This window comes from Kitasatospora sp. NPDC088861 (assembly GCF_044750105.1).
Taxonomy (GTDB): domain Bacteria; phylum Actinomycetota; class Actinomycetes; order Streptomycetales; family Streptomycetaceae; genus Kitasatospora.
In genome coordinates this window covers 23,585-43,862 of sequence record NZ_JBIVJF010000040.1, presented here as the reverse complement: position 1 = coordinate 43,862, position 20,278 = coordinate 23,585, and the positions used below count along the sequence as shown (strand labels likewise).

Here is a 20,278-nt window from a genome sequence, read left to right as displayed (position 1 = left end):
TGGGACCCGGAGGGCCGGTGTTACCGGGTGCGGAACGAGACGACGGGGGAGTGGCTGCGCAGCGGCACCTCGGGTGAGCTGGCCTCCTTCTCCTCGTTCTCCGCCGCCTTCAGTGCGTGGCGGGGGTTCGAGGCACGGCGGCAGGTGGGGGCATGATGGGAGCCGCCCTCAACCGCGCCACCGCCGACCAGCGGCGCCAGGCGGCCGACGTCCTGGACGACCTGACCACCGTCCTCGCCCTGGCCGGGGTGAAGTTGCCCTCCGTCGAAGTCGATTGGGAGTACGGCCGCAGGACGGGCTGCTACCTCATCGGCCTCGGCTGCGCCCGCCCGTCCGAACTCCTGCGGGTCGTGGACCTGCTGCGCAAGGGGCTGCGCTACGAGCGCCTGACGCATGACGACTGAACTCCTCGTCCGCCTGCTCTGGTGGGCCGGCTTCTCCCTCGTACTCCTCGCCGCCCTCAGGAAGTGAACCGTCCGATGCGTGACCCCCGTCTGCTCGCCAAGCCGCCGGTGTGCCGGCTCGGCTGCCTCGTCCTCGTGCGCAACCCGCGCGGCGACGTCCTGCTCGTCGACCCGGACTACATGGACGGCCTGATCCTCCCGGGCGGCGCCGCCCAGCCCAACGAGCCGCCCAACCTCGCCGCCGCCCGCCACCTCCTCGCTGAGACCGGCCTCAACCTGCGCCTCACGGACGTCCTGGCCGTCGACTTCACCCCCGCCGACCGTTACCTGGAGCGCCTCAACCTGGTCTTCGACGGCGGCACCGTGCGCGACGACACCCGCCTGACCGTCCCGCCCCGGCACCGCAGCGGCCTGTTCGGCGCCCGCTTCGTCCCCGCCCACGAACTCCCGGACGTCATGGCCCCCGCCCAGGCCGCCCGCGCCGCCGAAGCCCTCGCCAACCGCGCCGTCCCCCTCCTCCTCCACGGCCAACGCACCACCTGCGACGAGAACCGGCCCCCACCGCGCTAGAACGCCGGGCGGCAGCTACCTCGCCGACACCCGAACCCGAACCCGGCCCCGGCAGTGGGCGCTCAGCTGACGCCCCGCAGGACACACAGGGTCCCCTGCGGCGCGTGGAACGCCTGCCGCACCTCCCACGCGCCGCTCTGCCCCGCCTTGACGTTCACCGCCGTGTCGCCGAGGGCGAGCACCGTGGCCTTCGCCGAGGTGAAGTAGACGACGATCCGGTAGTCCGCGTCCCGGCCGCCGGGGTTCACCGCGGTGCCGGCCGCGCGCCAGCCGTCCTTGGTCGCCTCGCAGGTGCCGATGGTGACCTGCTTGCGCTTCTCCTGGTCGTTGGCGACGGACGACGGAGGCGGCAGCGTCGGCTGCTCCAGCACGGCGATCTCACCGCTGCTCGCAGCGTCCTCGGAGGGCGCGGCCGTAGCGGCCTGCACGTCCTGACTGCCACCGCTGTGGGGCTGGCGGCAGCCGGACAGGGCGGCGAGGGCGAGCAGTGCGATGCCGGCGGCGGCACCCGCTCGGGCCTTGTGCTTGGTTTCGCGCATCTCTTACTTCCTTCGGCTGTGGGCGGCGCCAGGAACGATCACACCGGTGTCACCGCAGAGGGGCCCGGCCTGTCTTACCGTGCCGGTACGGGCGGCGTGGGCTCGGCGGGCCTGGCGGTGGCGGAGGTTCATCCGTTCGGCTGAGGTTCGTCCCGTCGTCCGCCCCTCACCCACGGGCCGGACGGACGACGGACGGACGACGGACGGGCACAGAACGGCGGCGGTCCCCGGAGCCCATGCTCCGGGGACCGCCGCCGTCAGCCGTCGTTGCTAGCCGCGACGACGGGTGCGGCGCGTCACCAGCGCCAGCCCACCGCCGAGGAGCAGGAGACTCCCCGCCAGCCCGGCCAGGTGGGTGTTCGCGCCGGTGCTCGGCAGGTGGCCGTGCGGCGGCTTCGCGGTCACCGTCGCGCTGGACGGCGGGGAGGTCACCGGCGGACCGGACGGCGGAGTGCCCGTCGCCGTCGAGGTGTTGGTGATCTTCCCGCTGTTCAGGTCGGCCTGTGTGACGGTGTAGGTGGCGGTGCAGGTCACGGACGCACCCGGTGTGAGCGAGGCGGCGCCTGCCGGACAGGTCACCACGGGCGCGGTGCCGCTGCCGGAGAACGCCGTCTCGTTCACCGTCACGTCGGTCAGTGTGACGTTCCCGGTGTTGGTCACCAGGAAGCTGTAGTCGACGGTCTGACCCGCGGCCGTGACCGTGGTCGGGGAAGCCGACTTCACCACGGTGAGCGCCGGGGCCGGGGTGTTCGGGACGTTGGTCGAGGACGGCGGGGACGTCACGGGCGGGCCGGTGGGCGGAGTGCCCGTCGCTGTTGCCGTGTTGGCGACCTTGCCGCCGTCCAGGTCGGCCTGCGTGACGGTGTAGCTGGCGGTGCAGGTCACGGACGCGCCGGGGGCGAGCGAGGCGGCGCCGGCCGGGCAGGTCACCACGGGCGCCGTGCCGCTACCGGAGAACGCCGTCTCGTTCACGGTGACGTTGGTCAGGGTGACGTTGCCGGTGTTGGTCACCAGGAAGGAGTAGTGCAGCACCTGGCCGACGGCGGTCAGTTCCGTCGCATCCACCGACTTGACGATGGTGAGCGCCGGGTTGGACGTCGCGGTGACGGTCGCGCTGGAGGGCGGTGAGGTTACGGGCGGGCCGGTGGGCGGTGTGCCGGTGGCCGTCGCGGTGTCCGTGATGCTGCCTGCGTTGAGATCAGCCTGTGTGACGGTGTAGCTGGCGGTGCAGGTCACGGACGCGCCGGGGGCGAGGGAGGCGGCGCCTGCCGGGCAGGTGATCACGGGAGGGGTGCCGGTGCCGGAGAAGGCGGTCTCGTTCACGGTGACGTTGGTCAGGGTCACGTTCCCGGTGTTCGTCACCAGGAAGCTGTAGTCCACGACCTGCCCGACGGTCGAAACCGTGGTCGGCGAGGCGGACTTGACGATGGTGAGCGCCGGGGCCGGGGTGTTCGGGACGCTGGTCGAGGACGGCGGGGAGGTCACCGGCGGGCCGGTGGGCGGGGTACCTGTCGCCGTCGCCGTGTTGGTGACCTTCCCACTGTCGACATCCGCCTGCGTGACGGTGTAGCTGGCGGTGCAGGTCACGGACGCGCCGGGGGCGAGGGAGGCGGCGCCTGCCGGGCAGGTGATCACGGGAGGGGTGCCGGTGCCGGAGAAGGCGGTCTCGTTCACGGTGACGTTGGTCAGGGTCACGTTCCCGGTGTTGGTCACCAGGAAGGAGTAGTGCAGCACCTGGCCGGCACCGGTCAGTTCCGTCGCATCCACCGACTTCAGGATGGTGAGCGCCGGGTTGGACGTCGCGGTGACGGTTGCACTGGAGGGCGGTGAGGTCACCGGCGGGCCGGTGGGCGGTGTGCCGGTGGCCGTCGCGGTGTCCGTGATGCTGCCCGCGTTGATGTCGGCCTGCGTCACCGCATAGCTCGCAGTACACGTCACCGACGCGCCGGGCGCCAGCGAGGCCGCGCCGGCCGGGCACGTCACCACCGGTGGGGTGCCGGTGCCGGAGAACGCGGTCTCGTTCACCGTCACGTCGGTGAGGGTGACGTTGCCGGTGTTGGTGACCAGGAAGCTGTAGTCCACGACCTGCCCGACGGTCGAAACCGTGGTCGGGGACGCGGTCTTCATGATCGTGATCGCCGGAGCCGGTGTCGCGGTGACGGTTGCGCTGGAGGGCGGTGAGGTCACCGGCGGGCCGGTGGGCGGAGTGCCCGTCGCCGTTGCCGTGTTGGTGATCGAGCCCGCGTTGATGTCGGCCTGCGTCACCGTGTAGGGGGCGGTGCAGGTCACCGACGCGCCGGGGGCGAGGGAGGCCGCGCCTGCCGGGCAGGTGATCACGGGTGGGGTGCCGGTGCCGGAGAACGCGGTCTCGTTCACCGTCACGTTGGTGAGGGTGACGTTGCCGGTGTTGGTGACCAGGAAGCTGTAGTCGACGGTCTGCCCGACGGCGGTGACCGTGGTCGGGGACGCGGTCTTCACGATCGTGAGCGAGGGCGTCGCGGGGACCGGGGTGTTGGTGAAGGTGCAGAGCACCATCGGGCTGTTCTTGCCCTCCACCGTGGGCGGGAACGGCAGGTTGAAGGTGGTCGCTCCGGTGCCCGAGGCGACCGGGGCGTTGCCGTTGGCGGTGTCGACGCAGTCGTAGGCGGTGGTGTAGTTGGCGAGGCTGCCGGAGGCGGCGGTCTCGGTCAGCGTGTAGGTGGTCCCCGACACGGCGATGACCGGGCCGGCGGGGGGTGTCTGGACGCCGGTGCTGGTGCCGGTCGTGGTGGCGGTGTTGCCCTGGGTGATGCCGCCGCCGGTGATCGCCAGGCCGAACTGGTCGTTCGAGGTGGTCGACTCGGCGAACCGGCCGACGATGTTCTTCTGCAGGGCCAGGGTCGGGTTGGTGGAGCAGGCGCCGAGGTCCACGGACAGGAAGGCGTTGTTGGAGTACGGCGTGGGCCCGGCCGTGATCGCGCCGGTGTTCGGGTTGAGCTGCTCCAGGTAGGTGGTGCTCCCCGAGGCGAACTCGATGTAGAGGTTTCCGGCGTTGTCGAAGGCCGCCCCGTTGAACGAGTTGCCGTTCGGGTTGGGTAGGGTGCTCAGCACCGTGTCGGTCAGCGGCACACCGGTGGCCGACCCCGTGGTGGGGATCGGCCCGGCCACCCGACCGATGGCGGCGTCGGTGCCGACGGAGGAGAGGACGTAGAGGTTGCCGGCGGCGTCGAAGGTGATGTCGCCGTTGGGGCCGGAGGCTCCGGTGACCGGCAGGTCGAACGTGGCGATCACGCCGGGGATCGCGGTGTTGGTGACGGTGTTGAAGCCGTAGAGGGTGGCCACGCCGGGTGTGGTCGCCGTACCGGGTTCGAAGCTGGCGTAGTAGTAGATGCCGTTGGCCGGGTTCACCGCGCCGGCGACGAAGGAGTCGGTGGTGGCGCCGGCGGATCCGGTGTAGGTGGTCCAGGCCCCGGTGGCCGCGTTGTAGCCGTACACGTTGACGGACCCGGCGACGGTCGGGGTCTGGTCGACCACGTAGGCGGCGGTGCCGCCGTCGGTGATTCCGAGGGCGTTGGTGAAGCCCGACCCGGCGGGGAGCGTGCTGACCGTCGTCGCGGTCACGCTGGATCCGCCGACGGTGCCGGCGGCCAGGGCGAGCAGGGTGCCGGTCGCGGCGGTGGAGGAGCCGCGCTGGATGGCGTAGATCGTGTTGCCCGTGCAGTCCAGGGGGTCGCCGGGTGCCCGGGGCAAGCGGCCGAGCGGGGCGGCGCTGCTCGGGCCGGCCGGTCCGGCCGCTGCGGATGGCGTGGTCTCCGGGGACGGCGTGGTCTCCGGGGACGGGGCTCCTGGAGCGCTGCTCTGGCCGGTGGGCGTCGAGGCCGCTGACGGGTCGGCCTTCGCCGTCGTGGCGCCGGCGCCGGGATCCTTCCACTCCAGCACGACGAGGCCGTTGCCGCCGTCGCCGCTGTGGCCGCCGCCCTTGGCCGCGTCGGCGCCGGTGTTGGCGTCGGTATCGGCGCCGTTGACGTCCGTGATGGACGGCGCGAAGCCGCCGAAGGCCGCCCCGGTGACGTACTGGCGCTCGGTCACGTGAGGGGCAAGGCCTTGCGGCCCGTCTTCAGGACCGGCCCCGGCAGCACCGGCGCCGCTCGCGGTCGCGGTCTCAGTCGCGCTCGTGGCCGTGCCGCCGTCGGCTGCCAGCAGGGTGTCCGCGGGGGTGTGGGACTGGCCCGACCGGATGGTGGAGGCGCCGCCGTTGCGGGCCGCCGGGGAGTCTGCGGCGTCGTCGGGGTGCGAGCGCCCGCCCTGACCCGGTACCACCGTCAGTCGCTGTCCGGCCGTCACTTCCAGCAGCGCGGTCGCGTAGGCGCCGGCGGCGCCCGGCCGGTTCGCGTGCTCGCGGCCGGCCGCGGCGGTGTCGCCGTCGGCGGCCGCACCCGCGCCCCAGGCCTTCGCCCTGATCGAGGAGACCCCGGTGGGGACGGTGAATTCCTGGTCGCTTCCGGTGTAGGCGAAGGACAGGCAGTCGGTGTAGCCGGCATCCGCCGGGCACGCCTGAGCCGCGTGCGCGGCGGGGGCGGCCAGCAGCGGGACGAGCGGCACCGGCGCCAGCATCAGCACGGCCGCGAGTACTCCGGACCAGCCGCGCCGATTCGGGGCGGCTCTCCCCGGTGCCTCGAAGGCTCGGGCCAAGCCCCAGCGGCGTCTGACTTCGGGCATCGGGGACTCCCCAGGGTGTTCACGGGACGCGTGGATGGCGGCATAAATACGCCATAAGGTGACGAAACGACTATGCCGTATACACCATCCGGGCCGATTCGGCACGCTGGGGAAGTCATCCCGGCGGCCCACAGGGACGGGCCGGCAATAGCGGACGGACCGTCAAGGTGCGGCCGTCGGAGTGACGGCCGGTACTGCGGCGATCGTGGCGGCCCCCGCCCGCCCCTGGGGCTCCACCCGCCGATGGACGGTCGGGCGCAGTGGGCCCGGCGAGACCGCCTTGCGTGCGAGACCCGCTGGGCGCGCCCGTGTTGTGCGTAACTCACCTTCTGCCAGAAGGAGTTGATCCGACCGGATCGAGGAGCGCCGAGCATGGCGGAGGGCCGGGGCGGTACCCGGTGCCTCCCGAACGGCCTTGGCAGGGGCGGGCCCTGTTCACGGGACGAGCACCGGGCGCTCGCGCAGGCCGCCGGCGGCGAGGCGCAGGGTGAGGCGGCCGTCGGGGGGTATCCACGCGTTGGCCACGCGGATGCCGCGCAGGCCCGCCGGCCGGCTGCCGCCGGCCACCGCGACGAAGGCGCCGCGGCGGCGCACCGCGCCGAGGGTGGCGGCGCCGAGCGGGGCGGCGCAGTTGGCCGGCCGGGGCTGTTCGCAGCCGGAGAATTGATGGTTCGTCAGTCGCCGGGTCCGGTGGCGAAGGCGGCGATGTCGGCCAGCGGCGGGCGGTAGCCGTGGGTGGTGTCCACGTGCAGGTGCGGCGCCGGCAGGGACGGCGGGGTGAAGTCGTCCAGCAGGTTGCCCGGGCCGGGCGGGGCGGCGAGGAGCGTGCGGTCGGCGTGCGCGGCGCGGTGCGGGTGCGTCGTCAGGCGGGTGCGGATCCGGGCGCGGGCCACTGCCGGGTCCACCCGGCAGTGCACGATGCGCAGTTCGGCGTGTTCGGCCAGCGGGCTCAGGCCGGGCCGCCACAGCCGGTCCTGGTACGCGGCCTCCGCCACCACGCTCACCCCCGCGCGCACCAGGACCTCCAGGACGTCGAAGAACGCCGCGCGCACCGCCTCGTCGGGGTTCCCGGCCCGGGTGCCCGCGTGCACCAGGCCCTCCTTCAGCTCGTCCCGGCACACCGCCGGGCAGCCGAGGGCCTGTGCCAGCGCGTGGGCCAGCGTCGTCTTCCCGCTGCCCGGCCCGCCGCTCACCACGATCAGCATCTCGGACCCCTTTCGTCAGGCCAGGTCAGGTCAGGTCAGGTCAGGGCGCGGAGCAGGCGGTCGGCGAGGGTGGGGTAGGGGCGGCAGTCCAGGACGGGCAGGTGGTGGGTGCGGGCCTGGTCGGCGAGCCAGTGGGAGTAGCGGGCGCTGACGGCGGCGCGGCGCTCCTGCGGGCCGCAGTCGGGTTCCCGCTGGGCGTAGTTGGCGCTGATGCCGGCCGCGTCGCCCTCGTGCAGGAACACGGCGCGCACGACGCGGCCCTGTCCGGCGGCCTCGGCGGCGGCGCGGGCGGCGGCGGCCGGGGTGAGGTAGTCGCCTTCGACGATCGCGGGCACGTCGACGGTGAGGCGGTTGCGCACCACGCCGAGCAGGGCGTCGTCCAGGGCGCGGGCGGTGGCGATCTGCAGTTCCAGGACGCGGTCGGCGGGCAGCGCGTCGGGGTCGTCGAGCCCGTCGAAGTGGTGCAGGCCGGGGTGGCCCTCGGCGGTGGTGGCGGCGTGCAGGGCGGCGGCGACGTCGTCGAACTCGACCACGAACGCGCCGCTGTGCCGGGCGAGTTCGGCGGCGGCGCGGCTCTTGCCGAGGCCGGAGGCGCCGCCGAGCAGCAGGACGTCCCAGGTGGGGGTGCTGCCGTTGACGTCCCCGTTGCCGCTCCCGCTGCCGTTGTTGTCGTTGCTGTGCATCCGGGCACGGTACCCGCCGCGCGGGGTGGGGCGGTAAGCGGTTTCGGGGGCGGGCGGGCTCTGAGGGGTGAGGGAGATGTGGGACTTCCTCGCCTGGCCCCCGGCGCCCGACAGCCGGCCCCGGCCCGGTCCCGTCCGTCACCCGCGCCGCGCCCGCCCCCGGCGCGGCGCGGGTGACGGGAAGCGGGCGCACTGTCCCCGGTGGTGCCGGCCGCCGGGCGCCGGTTCAGTCGTCGTGCAGCGGGCGGCGCACCGCCCAGGGCAGGACGAACCACAGCCCGGCGAAGATCAGCGCGACGACGGAGGTGATGGCCAGGGCCGTGGCGGTCCCGAGCACGACGTCCAGGACGAGCAGCACGGCGCCGGTGAGCGCGCAGGCGAGCAGCATCAGGCCCAACTGGGCGATGTGGGCGGAGACCTTGACGATCCGCGCCTTGCCGGGGTGGCGGAACAGCCCGCGGTGCAGCGCCACCGGGGTGGCGAACACGGCCGAGGAGATGACGGCCAGCAGCAGGGTGGTGACGTAGACGTCCTGCTGGCCGTCGGTGAGGGTGGCGAAGCGCGGGGTGAAGGCGACCCCGAGCAGGAACGCGAACACGATCTGCACGCCGGTCTGCAGCACCCGCAGCTCCTGCAGCAGTTCCACCAGCCGCCGGTCGGCCCGGGCCCCCGGGCTCTCCGGGCTGCCGGACGGCGACGGCTGGGGCGGCTGGGGCTGCGGTCCGGGCTCGGGTTCGGGCTGGGACGGCGGCGGAGTGCTGGTCATGCGTCACATTCTGCTGGCCCGCCGCCCGGTGCGGTGCCGTCCAGGCGGTGCTGCCAGGCGGTGAGGAGGGCCTGCAGGGCGGCGGCCTCCTCGGGGGACAGGAGGGCGAGCAGGCGGTGCTCGTTGCGCATGTGGGCGGTGAACGCCTCGTCGATCAGCCGCAGGCCGGCGTCGGTGAGGGCGACGAGGCGCCCGCGCCGGTCGCCCTCGGCGAGGCGGCGGGTGACCAGCCCGGCGCGTTCGAGGCGGTCGATCCGTTTGGTCATCGCGCCGGTGGTGACCATGGTGTGGGCGGCGAGCTCCCCGGGGGCCCGCTCGTAGGGGGCGCCGGCCCGGCGCAGCGCGGCCAGGACGTCGAACTCGCCCTCGCCGAGGCCGTAGCGGGAGTAGACCAGGGCGAGTTCGCCGGTCAGCCGGGCGGCGAGGCGGTGCAGGCGGCCGATGACGGCCAGCGGGGAGACGTCGAGGTCGGGGCGTTCGCGCCGCCACTGGGCCTGGATCAGCGCCACGTGGTCGGCGTCCGCGCCCGGCGGGGAGGGCGTCCGGGGGTGCTGCTGGTGGTGCTCCATGGGGCCATCCTACCGCCAGTACCTTCCCGGGAAGGTATATTGCCTTCCATGGAAGCCAATCTGCGGTGGGTGCTGCTGGCCGCGGTCGCGCCGCTCGCCTGGGGCGCCAACTACTACGTCACCCACGCCTACCTGCCCGCCGACCGGCCCCTGTGGGGCGCGGCCCTGCGCGCCCTGCCCGCCGGACTGGTCCTGCTCGCCCTGTCCCGCCGCCGCCCGCACGGGCCCTGGTGGTGGCGCAGCGCCCTGCTCGGACTGCTGAACACCGCGGTGTTCTTCGTCCTGCTCTACCTCGCCTCCCAACTGCTGCCCACCAGCACCGCCGCCACCGTCATGGCCGCCTCCCCGCTGGCGATGCTGCTCACCGCCTGGGCGCTGGCCGGGCAGCGCCCGCACCGCGCCCACCTGGTCGGCGCGGTGGTGGGCCTGGGCGGGGTGGCGCTGACGCTGCTCGGCGCGGGCGGCACGGTCAGCGGGGCGGGGCTGGCGGCGTCGGTGGCGGCGATGCTGGTCTCCTGCGTCGGCTACGTGCTGGCCGCCCGCTGGCGCGAGGGCGCGGACCCACTGGCCGTCACCTCCTGGCAGCTGACCGCCGGCGGCCTGATGCTGCTGCCCCTGGCCGCCGCCGTGGAGGGCGCGCCCCCGGCGATGGACGCCCGCACGCTCCCGGCCTTCGGCTACGTCGCCCTGGTGGCCACCGCCCTCGCCTTCGCCCTCTGGTTCGCGGGCCTGCGCCACCTGCCGGCCGGCACGGTCGGGCTGCTCGGCCTGCTCAACCCGCTCGCCGGCGTCCTGCTGGGCGCCGGCCTCGCGGGGGAGGGGCTCGGCGCGCGCCAGGTGTGCGGGCTGGCCCTGGTCCTGGCCGGCGTCCTGCTCGGCCGCCCCCGCGGGCCCGCCCGCCCTGCCGAAGCCTCAGTCGTGGCCAAATCCATGACCCGCGTCAAGAATTGACGGACCGACAGTCCAACAGTCGGGCCAGGTGATGGTCCAGGACGGCGCGTGCGGCCTCGGGGGAGCGGTGCCCGATCGCCGCGGCCACGGCCACGGCCGCAGTCGCCGCCCGGCCCCGCCCCGTCCTGACCGGCCCCTGGCGCCCGCGCCCCGCTGCGCCGCGCCGGCGCCCGCTGCCCGTAGGCTGGGCGGGCCGTCACCGGCACAGACCGTCACCAGTACTGACAAACACGACAGAAGCGGGCAGGGGCATGCAGTTCGACGACCAGGGCGACCTCGACACCTCGCAGGTGGACGACCGGCGCGGGATCCCGGGCGGGAAGGTCGCCATCGGCGGCGGGGCGGTGGGCCTGATCGTCGTACTGTTCGCGGTCGTCCTGGGCGTGGACCCCCAGTTGCTGGGCCTGTCCTCCGGCGGCGGCTCCACCACCTCCAGCGGCGCGCACACCGCCGGCGAGGTGCAGCAGGCCTGCAAGACCGGCGCGGACGCCAACCGGCGCCAGGACTGCCGGATCGTGGCGGTCACCAACAGCGTGCAGGAGTTCTGGCGCGCCGAACTGCCCAAGCGCACGGGCACCGCGTACCGCAACGCCGAGACGGTGCTGTTCACCGGTCAGGTCTCCACCGCCTGCGGCCCGGCGACCTCCGCCGTCGGCCCGTTCTACTGCCCCGGTGACCGGAAGGCCTACTTCGACCTCGGCTTCTTCAACGAGCTCTCGGCCCGCTTCGGCGCCAAGGGCGGGCCCTTCGCCGAGTCCTACGTCGTCGCCCACGAGTACGGCCACCACATCCAGAACCTCCTCGGCACCATGCAGAAGGTGGGCAGCGACCGCCAGGGCGCCAACAGCGCCTCCGTGAAGCTGGAACTCCAGGCCGACTGCTACGCCGGGGTGTGGGCGCACCACGCCACCACCACCCCGCAGCCCTCCACCGGGCGGCCGCTGATCGCCTCCCTCACCGACCAGGACATCGCCCAGGGCCTGGACGCGGCCGCGGCCGTCGGCGACGACCGGATCCAGAAGCAGGCCACCGGCCGGGTCAACCCGGAGAGCTGGACCCACGGCTCCTCCGACCAGCGCAAGACCTGGTTCACCACCGGTTACCGCACCGGCGACCTCGCCCAGTGCGACACCTTCGGCAAGCTCTAGCCCGGTGAGCCGGCGAACCGGCTCCCGGAGTGCGGCGGCGCGCCCCTGTCAGATGTCAGGGACCGCCGCCGCGCCCGCGTTCCTAGGCTGCTGAGCACCGGCCGGACCCCACGTCAGGCCGCTCACCAGCCAAGGGAGAACCATCCATGCGCAGGATCACCCACGCCGTCGCCGCCCTCGCCCTCGCGACCGCGGCCCTGACCACCCTGACCACCCTGGGCGCCGGCAGCGCCGGCGCCGCCGACGGCTCCTGGGCGGGCTGTCCGTACGGGGCGGTCTGCGTCTACCCGCAGAACCAGAACCCGGCCTCGGCCCCGAGCGAGGTGTACTGGAGCTACGGCGCGCACAACCTGAGCAACCAGTACGGCAACCACTGGGTCCTCAACAACCAGTCCGGCGGCGCCCACGCCCACCTGTGTCGGGGCTCGGGCGGCGGCAGCTGCGTCTACGACATCCCGGCGCAGAACGGCGTCTGGTACGACCTGGGCCCGATCAACTCGATCACCCTCGACCGCCCCTGACGCGTCGTTCCTGACGCACCGGTACCACCTCCGCACGGGGGCGCCCGCCGCACGGGGGACGGCGGGCGCCCCGCCTTTCTGACACTCCGACAGGTTGATCGACTCTTGAACGGCGGGCCCCGCAACGGGCGCCGCCGTTCCGTCATTTGGAGCTTCCTCCAGGTTTCAACTCCCCGTCAGTGTTCATGAAGATAACGAGTAGAGGCGCATCGCCCGCAGTCTGAATTTACTTATTGACGTCATGTACGCGTTCAGGTTTAACTCCCCCCACCCCGCCGCAGAGCCGCGGCGACGTCAGGGAGAGGCACCCCCATGAACGCAGCACTGCGTCGCGTCCTCATCGCCACCACCGGCATCTCACTGGCCCTGTCCATGGCCGCCTGCGGCAAGGCGGGCGGCGACAAGAAGGACGCGGCCGCCTCCGGAGACGGCAAGTCCATCGGGCTGCTCCTACCCGAGAACGCCTCCTCCACCCGCTACGAATCCTTCGACCGCCCCTTCGTCGAGGCCAAGGTGGCCGCCCTGTGCGCGGACTGCAAGGTCCTGTACAACAACGCCGAGGGCAGCGCCGCCAAGCAGAAGCAGCAGTTCGACACCCTCCTCGCCCAGGGCGTGAAGGTGATCATCCTGGACCCCTTCAACGCCAAGTCCACCCAGGGCTGGGTCCAGGAGGCCGCCGCCAAGGGCGTCAAGGTCGTCGCCTACGACCGCCTGGCCACCGGACCGGTCGCCGCCTACGCCTCCTTCGACAACGAGAAGGTCGGCGAACTCCAGGGCCAGGCCCTCGTCGACGCCCTCGGCCCGCAGGCCGCCGACGCCAACGTCGCCATGATCAACGGCGACGAGGCCGACCCCAACGCCGCCGACTTCAAGACCGGCGCCCACAAGATCCTCGACGCCAAGGTCAAGAAGATCGTCTACGAGCAGTCCGGCCAGTGGGACGCCACCGTCGCCGGCCAGAAGATCGGCGCCGCCGTCACCCAGCTCGGCAAGAACGGCTTCCAGGCCGTCTACTCCGCCAACGACGGCATGGCCGGCGCCATCATCACCCAGCTCCAGGGCGCCGGCATCAAGGTCCCCGTCGGCGGCCAGGACGCCGGCCTCGACGCGATCCAGCGCATCGTCAACGGCGACCAGGCCTTCACCATCTACAAGGCCTACCGCCCGCTCGCCGACTCCGCCGCCGAACTGGCCGTCGCCCTCCTCAAGGGCAAGGACGTCAAGGCCGTCGCCACCGCCACCGTCGACAGCGCCACCGACAAGGCCATCCCCGCCAAGTTCCTGGACGCCAAGGTCGTCACCAAGGCCAACATCGCCACCACGGTCGTCGCCGACGGCCTCTACAAGGTCTCCGACATCTGCACCGCCGACTACGCCGCCGCCTGCGCCGCCGCCGGCCTCAAGTAGCCCGGCCCCGCCCAGTTCGACCCGGGTCCAAGTCCACCACCGCAGAAGAAGGTTCATGTGACAGGCGCACCCGTCCTCCAGCTGCGCTCGGTCTCCAAGCGCTTCGGTGCCGTCCAGGCCCTCACCGATGTCGGCCTCGATGTGCACACCGGTGAAGTCCTCGCCCTCGTCGGAGACAACGGCGCCGGCAAGTCCACCCTCGTCAAGACCATCGCGGGCGTCCACCCCGTCGACGAGGGCACCATCACCTGGCACGGCGAGCCCGTGCGCCTGACCCGCCCCCAGGACGCCCAGGCCCTCGGCATCGCCACCGTCTACCAGGACCTCGCCCTGTGCGACAACCTCGACGTCATCGCGAACCTGTTCCTCGGCCGCGAGAAACGCCGCCGAGGGCTCCTGGACGAGGTCGCCATGGAGCAGCACGCCCGCGAACTCCTCGACACCCTCGCCATCCGCATCCCCGACGTGCGCACCCCCGTCGCCGCGCTCTCCGGCGGCCAGCGCCAGGTCGTCGCCATCGCCCGCGCCCTGGTCGGCGAGCCCGCCCTCGTCATCCTGGACGAGCCCACCGCCGCCCTCGGCGTCGAACAGACCGCCCAGGTCCTCGACCTCGTCGAGCGGCTGCGCGAACGCGGCCTGGCCGTCGTCCTCGTCAGCCACAACATGGCCGACGTGCGGGCCGTCGCCGACACCGTCGCCGTCCTGCGGCTGGGCCGCAACAACGGCGTCTTCCCCGTCGCCGGCACCACCCAGGAGCAGATCGTCTCCGCCATCACCGGAGCCACCGACAACGCCCACGCCCGGCGCCAGGCCCGCCACACCGAGGAGGAGGACGCCGCATGACCACGCCCAGCACCCCCGCCGACACCCCCGCGGCCCCCGGCACCGACCCCGTGGCCCCCGGCGCCGACCCCCGCCTGCACACCCGGGCCGCCGGCCCCGCCGGCTACCTGGACGCCGCCCGCCGGCGCCTGGCCGCCGGCGAGCTCGGCTCCCTGCCCGTCGTCGTCGGCCTCATCCTGATCGCCGTCATCTTCCAGTCCGTCACCGGCCACTTCCTCCAGGCCGACAACCTCACCAACATCACCCGCTTCATCGCCGGCCCCGGCCTCATCGCGGTGGGCGTCGTCTTCGTCCTCATCCTCGGCGAGATCGACCTCTCCCTGGGCTCCGTCGCCGGCGCCAGCGCCGCCCTCGCCGCCGTCCTCGCCGTGCGCCAGGGCGTCGCCGAATGGCTCGCCGTGCTCGCCGCCCTCGCCGCGGCCACCGTCATGGGCCTGCTGCACGGCCTCTTCTTCGCCCGCGTCGGCGTCCCCGCCTTCGTCGTCACCCTCGCCGGCATGCTCACCTGGAGCGGTCTGCAGGAGTACGTCCTGGGCGACCTCGGCACCGTCAACAACCGCCACGGCGGCCTCATCGCCACCCTCGACACCACCTTCCTCGGCGATGGCGACATCGCCTACGCCTGGGCCCTGGCGGTCCTCGCCCCCGCCCTCTACCTGCTCGCCCACCTGCGCACCGCCCGCCGGCGCACCGCCGCCGGCCTCACCGCCCGCCCCACCGCCGACACCGTGGTGCGCACCGGCGCCCTGGCCGTGCTCACCCTCGCCACCGCCTACGCCCTCAACCAGGACCGCGGCCTGCCGCTGCCCCTGGTCGTGCTGGTGGGCGTCGTCGTCCTCACCGACTTCGTCCTGCGCCGCACCTCCTACGGGCGCCAGATCTTCGCGGTCGGCGGCGGCGTGGAGGCCGCCCGGCGCGCCGGCGTCAACGTGGCCCGGGTGCGGATCTCCGTCTTCATGCTGTCCGCGTTCCTGGCCGGCCTGGGCGGGTTGTTCTACGCCTCCCAGCAGGGCTCCGCCGACAAGCAACTGGGCGGCGGCAACGTCCTGATGAGCGCGATCGCCGCCGCCGTCATCGGCGGCACCAGCCTCTTCGGCGGCCGCGGCAAGACCTGGTCCGCGCTGCTGGGCATCCTGGTGATCCAGTCCATCACCACCGGCCTGGACATGGTCCACGCCGCCCAGGCCATCCAGTACATGATCACCGGCGCCGTCCTGCTCGCCGCCGTCGTCCTGGACTCCCTCTCCCGCCGCACCCGCACCACCGCCGCCCGCACCTAGCCAAGCCGAAAGACCCGGGCCCCCGTTTCCTGGCCTGGCGCCCCGCCGCATCGCGGGGCGCCAGGCCAGGAAACGCGCGGCCGCCCCGCCCGAGGAGCCCGGCGCCGGCGAGGCCCCCGCGCACGGATTCACCCGAGGGCGGCTATTGCCGACGTGATGAGCGCACGTGCCCGGGCACCGTAGACCGCGAGGCGCTGCAACTCGCCGAACGCCCGGATGTAGTCAGCGATCTCGCGGGGCCGGGTGACGTTGACCTCAGCTGTCAACGTCTCCACGACAGCATGCCGATCGTCGTACAGGTAGAACGCTTCGAGGGGCCACATGCCGCGCTGTGCGGTGGACGGGATGACCCCCAACGACAGCGATGCCAGCGGCATCACCGCCAGAAGGTGACCTAGTTGACCGGCCATGGTCTCCGCGTCACCGATCCGGGAGCGGAGCACCCATTCCTCCATCAGCACCGCGAACCTGTGCCTGCCCTCGTTCAGGAGCCGTCCTCTCGCCACCCGCGCGGCAACGGCGTCGGCCACATCATCAGGGGTCCCCTGAAACTCCGTGATGGAGCGCATCAGGGCAGTCGCGTACCCGGGCGTCTGGAGGAAGCCGGGAACGACATTGGAGACGTACGTCCGGCACAACTCCGCCCGCTCGTGGAGCGTGTAGAAGTCCTCCTGCACCTGGCGCATCCCCGCGCGGTGCAGCCGACGCCACTCCATGTACATCGACTCGACCGCTCTCGACGTGGCGATCAGGTCGTCCGACTGGTCAGCCGCTGTGCAAGCAGTGCACCACGCCCGAATGTCGGAGTCAGACGGAGGGGTTCGCGCACTCTGGATGCGGGAGACCTTCGAAGGGTTCCACCCGCACCGGAACGCCAGCTGTCTACCCGTCAGGCCGGCATCCTTGCGGAGATCGACAAGGCGGTTGGCAAGGGCAAGACGCGCCGCTTGCGCGCTTGATGACGGAGACGTCGGCATAGGTCTGGCGGTCCGGTGCTCGCAGGGTAAGGGCGGGTCAGACGCTGTACTCGTCGTGCGGGGTGCCACGCTCCCACACAGCCTCGAACGCAGAGGAGACGAGACGAACCGTCGCGGAGTCCTCGGAGAAGGCGAACCCGGGCTCGGCCCAGTCGCCGTACCCCGTGAAGAAGTGGAACAGCACCAGCTTGTCGTCGATCAGCCAGAAGTCGTTCCCCGGCAGCGCGATGTTCGACGTCTGACTCCTCGGCAGCCACCGAACCAGTTCTCCGGCCGCCAGGTTCATCGGGGTAACCGCGTGCTCCCACCGGATGTAGTCGGTCACCGGCTCGGACACGATCCGGGCCCGCCGCACGACCACGCCACGACCGACCGTCTCGCGGACGAGTCCCAGCCACTCGGGCCACCACGACGCTTCGGGGTCCAGCTCGATCTCGCCGGTGCGGGCGAAGCGATCGATCTCCTCCGCCTCGTCCTCGACCCACACGGTAGGCGAGCCTCCGCCGCCCGTGCTGGGGTCGATGCCCACAAAACCTAGTGCCATGACGATCTCCAACGTCTGTGGAGTTGCAGGGACGTGCACCACCGTCAGCCCTGCGAGTCAGAAGCACAACCCCGCATGCACGAAATTGCACGAACCCGGGCAGAGCCACACCTCTGACACCCCTCCACGCAAGAGGAGCCGGACTTGTCCCACGGCCGGCGGGCCCTTGGGCCTGTTGGATTCCACAGGCCCAGAACGCACGAAAGGCCCCTAGAAACCGCCGTGTGGTGCCGAGGCGAGTGGAAGTGGAGGGTGTCGGCGGATGGCGGCCCTGAGGTCCGGCTGACCTGGACGAGCCGACCGCGCTGCGCAGGAAGTCGGCGGGCCCGACTTCCTGCGCACGGTCGGGTGTTGCTCAGGAGCGGGTGGTTCGGGCGGCGCGGGTGCGGCAGTGGGTGAGGGCGGGTTTGAGGCGGGGGTCGGGGTTGGGGGTGGTGGTGAGGAGTTCGCCGGCGGTGGTGAGGGTGGTCCAGTAGTGGGTGGGGTCGCCGGTGGTGGGGTGGGGTTGGGTGGCGGTGAGGGAGAGGTAGGCGGTGGTGAGGTTGCCGGTGGTGAACCAGCGGGTGAGGCCGTGTTGGTGGCCGGCGCGGATGCTGCCGTGGGCGTCGATGGCGGTGAGGAAGAGTTCGATGATGGCGAGGTCGCGGTTGTCGGGGGTTTTGGGGATGTCGAAGACGCCGAGGGCTTCGAGGAGTTCGCCGGTGTCGTTCTCGGTGCCGGGGCGGGGGTTGGCGAGCAGGGCGTCGAAGCAGTCGTCGAGGCGGCGCTGCGTCTCGGCCGCCGGGATGCCGAGGGCGATGCAGACGGCGCGGGCTGAGCGCAGGGGCTCGCGGGTGCGGCGCGCGAGGGTGGCGTAGGTGTCGGCGGGGGTGGAGCCGGTGTCGAACAGGTGGCGGGCGGTGAGGGGGAGTCGCATGGTGGGCACCTGTTCAGACGGTGAGGAAGGTGGCGGGGGAGGGTGCGGGGGCGATCAGGGCCCAGACGAACTTGCCGACGCCGCCGGCGCGGGGGCAACAACCCCACTTCTCGGCGAGTTCGTTGACGAGGAGGACGCCGCGTCCGTGTTCGTCCTCGGGCGTGGGGGTGTGGAGGGAGGGGCGGCCGGTGCCGGCGTCGTGGACTTCGAGGCGCAGGCGGTCGCGGACGACGGCGAAGCGGACCTCGATGAGCCGGTCGGCGGGGGCGTCGGTGTGCTGGACGGCGTTGGCGAAGAGTTCGCCGAGGAGGAGTTCGGCGGTGTCGCGGTAGCGGTCGCCAGTGGGGAGCGCGGCGAGGTAGGCGCGGAGCAACTGCCGGGCGACGGGAGTGGATTCCGTGCGGGAGTCCAGGCGCGCGGCGAACGTGCGGGGGCGGGGAGCGGTACGGATTTTGAGCATGGCGAAGCACCTCAAGGGGAGGGTGTATGCGAATGGAGTGCGCCCACTTCGGTCAGTAGTCGAATGACTACCAGGATGGCTCAGCCTGCTCTAGGATCGAAAGAGTTTCAAATCTCTAGTCCGGCGGATTTTAAAGAAGGCGATCTTGGTTCGTCGCACACTTGACCCAACGTCATCCCCATTGGAAGCCCTGGCTGTTCAGATCAGCCGGTCGCGCCAGGCCAAGGGGATGACACAGATCGAACTCGGCGTGCGAGTCGGGTACTCCAACGTCTACATCTCGAACGTGGAGCGGGCTAAACAAGCGCCGTCTTTAAAGTTCGTAGAACGCGTGGATGCCGCCCTCGATGCCGGTGGCGCCCTGACGGGACTGTGGTGGAGCTGGAAGAACGGCGCTCTGTTGCCGGGGTTCTCCGAGTACCTTCGCCGGGAGCGCGAAGCGATCACAGTCAGACTGTTCGACACGGATATGGTGTCGGGCATACTCCAGCACCCGGACTACAGCGCGGCCTACGAGGCCGGCATCGTCCGTCGAGGGGAAGCGACGCAGGAGCAGGCCGACGAGAGGCTCAGCCTGCTGGCGCAGCGTCAACTCATGCTTGACAGAGGAACGATGATCCACGTCGTCCTGGACGAGGGAGTCCTGCGTCGACCGATCGGCGGTCGGGAGATTATGGCCGTGCAACTCTCTCACCTGGAGAGCCTGTGTGATCACCCAAATGTGATCATCCAGATCTCTCCGTACCGCCTCGCCGAGGATCGGTCGCTGTCCCACCCCGTCACGCTCTTGACCCTCCCCAATCGTGCTTTGGTCGGGTACACGGAGACGCTTCAACGGGGATACCTGGAACAAGACGCCGAGACGGTGGCTCGATGGGTCGATAGATACGATCGACTCCAGGTCAACGCGCACAGCCAGCCGGACAGTTTGGCCATGATCCGGGAGACACGGGAGGAACTGGACCATGCATGACCCAACGGGCGCCAAGTGGCGCAAGAGCACCTACAGCAATGGCGGGGGCGGCTGCGTAGAGGTGGACGATGTGCACCCGGGCAGAGTCCGTGACTCCAAGGACCCCCAGGGCCCGGCGCTGGCCTTCTCGGCCGAGGGCTGGGACTCGTTCGTTGCCGCTGTCCGAAGCGGCGAGTTCGGCGAAGTCTGAATCGAAGCCGGATGTGAGGCCTCCGGCCGGGGCTGCTTCCGAGGAGTGTGGCGCCGCATCGTCGGCTTCATGCTGGCTTGCATCGCCGATGGGCGAGCAGCCGGGGGGCACGGCGCGTCTCCTGCGGGCAAGGGGTGACGAAGGGTTCCACTGGCGCCAGGCCGCGCGGGCCACGGTCTGGCGTCGGGTGCACGCTCCTCGGGGGCGGGCACCGTTGAGCCTGGCCACCCGACGGATGTCCTTCTCTGTGATGACGCTGCGTGAGAAGTCCCAGGAACTCTCGACCTGATCGCCGGCGGCACCAAGACCGTCGGGGTGCGCGTCGGCTACCCCAGCATGCGAAAGATCCATCCGGGGCAGCTGCTCGTCTTCGAACCCGGGGACGCCCGCTACCGCACCCGGCTCACCGAGGTGGTGGAGTGTCCGGGCTTCGACGCGATGCTCGACGCCGAGGACCTGGAGGCGATCGGATCCGAGGGGATGAGCCGGGCCGAACTCCTCGCCGCCTGCCGCGAGATCCACCCGCTGGAGAAGGAGCGGCTCGGCGTCCTCGCGATCCACCTGCGGCTCGCCCCGTAGCCGGGGAGCGACCGCGCTGCGCGGGAAGTCGGCGGGGCCGACTTCCTGTGCGCGG

General features: G+C 72.0%; 22 protein-coding genes. 11 read left to right on the top strand and 11 right to left on the bottom strand.

The window, feature by feature from the left end:
- Window positions 1-152: 152 nt before the first annotated feature.
- Together ACIP37_RS35295 and ACIP37_RS35290 are read left to right on the top strand one after the other, a co-directional pair.
- Window positions 153-404 carry a hypothetical protein gene (locus ACIP37_RS35295; RefSeq protein ID WP_400810445.1) on the top strand — a complete coding sequence of 84 codons (252 nt, stop codon included), beginning with the start codon at window positions 153-155 and terminating at the stop codon, window positions 402-404.
- Between the two features lie 75 nt (window positions 405-479).
- The gene (locus ACIP37_RS35290) at window positions 480-974 is read left to right on the top strand and encodes an NUDIX domain-containing protein (RefSeq protein ID WP_400810443.1); all 495 of its coding nucleotides are present in this window, start codon (window positions 480-482) and stop codon (window positions 972-974) included.
- 62 nt (window positions 975-1,036) lie between these two features.
- Here ACIP37_RS35290 and ACIP37_RS35285 read toward each other — a convergent pair whose 3' ends face one another.
- The 7 genes from ACIP37_RS35285 to ACIP37_RS35255 form a co-directional block, all read right to left on the bottom strand.
- Window positions 1,037-1,513, bottom strand: a complete 477-nt coding sequence (locus ACIP37_RS35285; protein WP_363589746.1) for a hypothetical protein — start codon at window positions 1,511-1,513, stop codon at window positions 1,037-1,039.
- 270 nt (window positions 1,514-1,783) lie between these two features.
- Window positions 1,784-6,211 carry a beta strand repeat-containing protein gene (locus tag ACIP37_RS35280; protein ID WP_400845190.1) on the bottom strand — a complete coding sequence of 1,476 codons (4,428 nt, stop codon included), beginning with the start codon at window positions 6,209-6,211 and terminating at the stop codon, window positions 1,784-1,786.
- A gap of 435 nt (window positions 6,212-6,646) precedes the next feature.
- Window positions 6,647-6,805: a hypothetical protein gene (locus ACIP37_RS35275; protein ID WP_400810439.1), complete on the bottom strand. Its 159-nt coding sequence runs from the start codon at window positions 6,803-6,805 to the stop codon at window positions 6,647-6,649.
- A gap of 80 nt (window positions 6,806-6,885) precedes the next feature.
- Window positions 6,886-7,416 carry an AAA family ATPase gene (locus ACIP37_RS35270; RefSeq protein WP_363587888.1) on the bottom strand — a complete coding sequence of 177 codons (531 nt, stop codon included), beginning with the start codon at window positions 7,414-7,416 and terminating at the stop codon, window positions 6,886-6,888.
- 35 nt (window positions 7,417-7,451) lie between these two features.
- Window positions 7,452-8,099 (bottom strand): AAA family ATPase, encoded by a 648-nt coding sequence (locus tag ACIP37_RS35265; RefSeq protein ID WP_363632425.1) that lies wholly within the window; start codon window positions 8,097-8,099, stop codon window positions 7,452-7,454.
- 226 nt (window positions 8,100-8,325) lie between these two features.
- A complete protein-coding gene (locus tag ACIP37_RS35260; protein ID WP_363587884.1) occupies window positions 8,326-8,865 on the bottom strand; it encodes a DUF6328 family protein in 540 nt (179 codons plus the stop codon).
- Complete coding sequence (locus ACIP37_RS35255) at window positions 8,862-9,434, bottom strand: MarR family winged helix-turn-helix transcriptional regulator (protein ID WP_400810437.1); 573 nt, start codon at window positions 9,432-9,434, stop codon at window positions 8,862-8,864. The genes ACIP37_RS35260 and ACIP37_RS35255 overlap by 4 nt, the downstream gene beginning before the upstream one ends.
- Before the next feature lie 48 nt (window positions 9,435-9,482).
- Here ACIP37_RS35255 and ACIP37_RS35250 point away from each other — a divergent pair, with 48 nt between their 5' ends.
- From ACIP37_RS35250 to ACIP37_RS35225, 6 genes are all read left to right on the top strand, one after another.
- Complete coding sequence (locus tag ACIP37_RS35250) at window positions 9,483-10,385, top strand: EamA family transporter (RefSeq protein ID WP_400810436.1); 903 nt, start codon at window positions 9,483-9,485, stop codon at window positions 10,383-10,385.
- Window positions 10,386-10,636: 251 nt separating this feature from the next.
- A complete protein-coding gene (locus ACIP37_RS35245) occupies window positions 10,637-11,533 on the top strand; it encodes a neutral zinc metallopeptidase (RefSeq protein WP_363587878.1) in 897 nt (298 codons plus the stop codon).
- Between the two features lie 146 nt (window positions 11,534-11,679).
- The gene (locus tag ACIP37_RS35240) at window positions 11,680-12,054 is read left to right on the top strand and encodes a hypothetical protein (RefSeq protein ID WP_363587876.1); all 375 of its coding nucleotides are present in this window, start codon (window positions 11,680-11,682) and stop codon (window positions 12,052-12,054) included.
- Between the two features lie 312 nt (window positions 12,055-12,366).
- Window positions 12,367-13,461, top strand: a complete 1,095-nt coding sequence (locus ACIP37_RS35235; RefSeq protein ID WP_363587874.1) for a substrate-binding domain-containing protein — start codon at window positions 12,367-12,369, stop codon at window positions 13,459-13,461.
- Window positions 13,462-13,518: 57 nt separating this feature from the next.
- Entirely contained in the window at window positions 13,519-14,304 is a 786-nt protein-coding gene (locus ACIP37_RS35230; RefSeq protein ID WP_363587872.1) for an ATP-binding cassette domain-containing protein, read from the top strand.
- Window positions 14,301-15,584 carry an ABC transporter permease subunit gene (locus ACIP37_RS35225; protein ID WP_363587870.1) on the top strand — a complete coding sequence of 428 codons (1,284 nt, stop codon included), beginning with the start codon at window positions 14,301-14,303 and terminating at the stop codon, window positions 15,582-15,584. The genes ACIP37_RS35230 and ACIP37_RS35225 overlap by 4 nt, the downstream gene beginning before the upstream one ends.
- A gap of 128 nt (window positions 15,585-15,712) precedes the next feature.
- Here the strand turns inward: ACIP37_RS35225 and ACIP37_RS35220 are convergent, their stop codons facing one another.
- From ACIP37_RS35220 to ACIP37_RS35205, 4 genes are all read right to left on the bottom strand, one after another.
- Window positions 15,713-16,561, bottom strand: coding sequence for a helix-turn-helix domain-containing protein (locus ACIP37_RS35220; RefSeq protein WP_400810432.1), 849 nt, complete (start codon window positions 16,559-16,561; stop codon window positions 15,713-15,715).
- 37 nt (window positions 16,562-16,598) lie between these two features.
- On the bottom strand, window positions 16,599-17,090 hold the full coding sequence (locus tag ACIP37_RS35215; RefSeq protein ID WP_400845187.1) for a DUF6879 family protein: 492 nt from the start codon (window positions 17,088-17,090) through the stop codon (window positions 16,599-16,601).
- A gap of 370 nt (window positions 17,091-17,460) precedes the next feature.
- Complete coding sequence (locus tag ACIP37_RS35210; protein WP_400810428.1) at window positions 17,461-18,021, bottom strand: hypothetical protein; 561 nt, start codon at window positions 18,019-18,021, stop codon at window positions 17,461-17,463.
- 13 nt (window positions 18,022-18,034) lie between these two features.
- On the bottom strand, window positions 18,035-18,481 hold the full coding sequence (locus tag ACIP37_RS35205) for an ATP-binding protein (protein WP_400810427.1): 447 nt from the start codon (window positions 18,479-18,481) through the stop codon (window positions 18,035-18,037).
- A gap of 145 nt (window positions 18,482-18,626) precedes the next feature.
- On the opposite strand from ACIP37_RS35205, the gene ACIP37_RS35200 reads away from it, so the two are divergent.
- The 3 genes from ACIP37_RS35200 to ACIP37_RS35190 all read left to right on the top strand — a co-directional run bounded on the left by ACIP37_RS35200 (window position 18,627) and on the right by ACIP37_RS35190 (window position 20,223).
- Complete coding sequence (locus ACIP37_RS35200; RefSeq protein ID WP_400810425.1) at window positions 18,627-19,454, top strand: helix-turn-helix domain-containing protein; 828 nt, start codon at window positions 18,627-18,629, stop codon at window positions 19,452-19,454.
- Window positions 19,447-19,644, top strand: a complete 198-nt coding sequence (locus tag ACIP37_RS35195) for a DUF397 domain-containing protein (RefSeq protein ID WP_400810423.1) — start codon at window positions 19,447-19,449, stop codon at window positions 19,642-19,644. Before ACIP37_RS35200 ends, ACIP37_RS35195 begins: the two co-directional genes overlap by 8 nt.
- Window positions 19,645-19,929: 285 nt before the next feature.
- Complete coding sequence (locus ACIP37_RS35190) at window positions 19,930-20,223, top strand: ASCH domain-containing protein (RefSeq protein ID WP_400810536.1); 294 nt, start codon at window positions 19,930-19,932, stop codon at window positions 20,221-20,223.
- Window positions 20,224-20,278 lie beyond the last annotated feature (55 nt).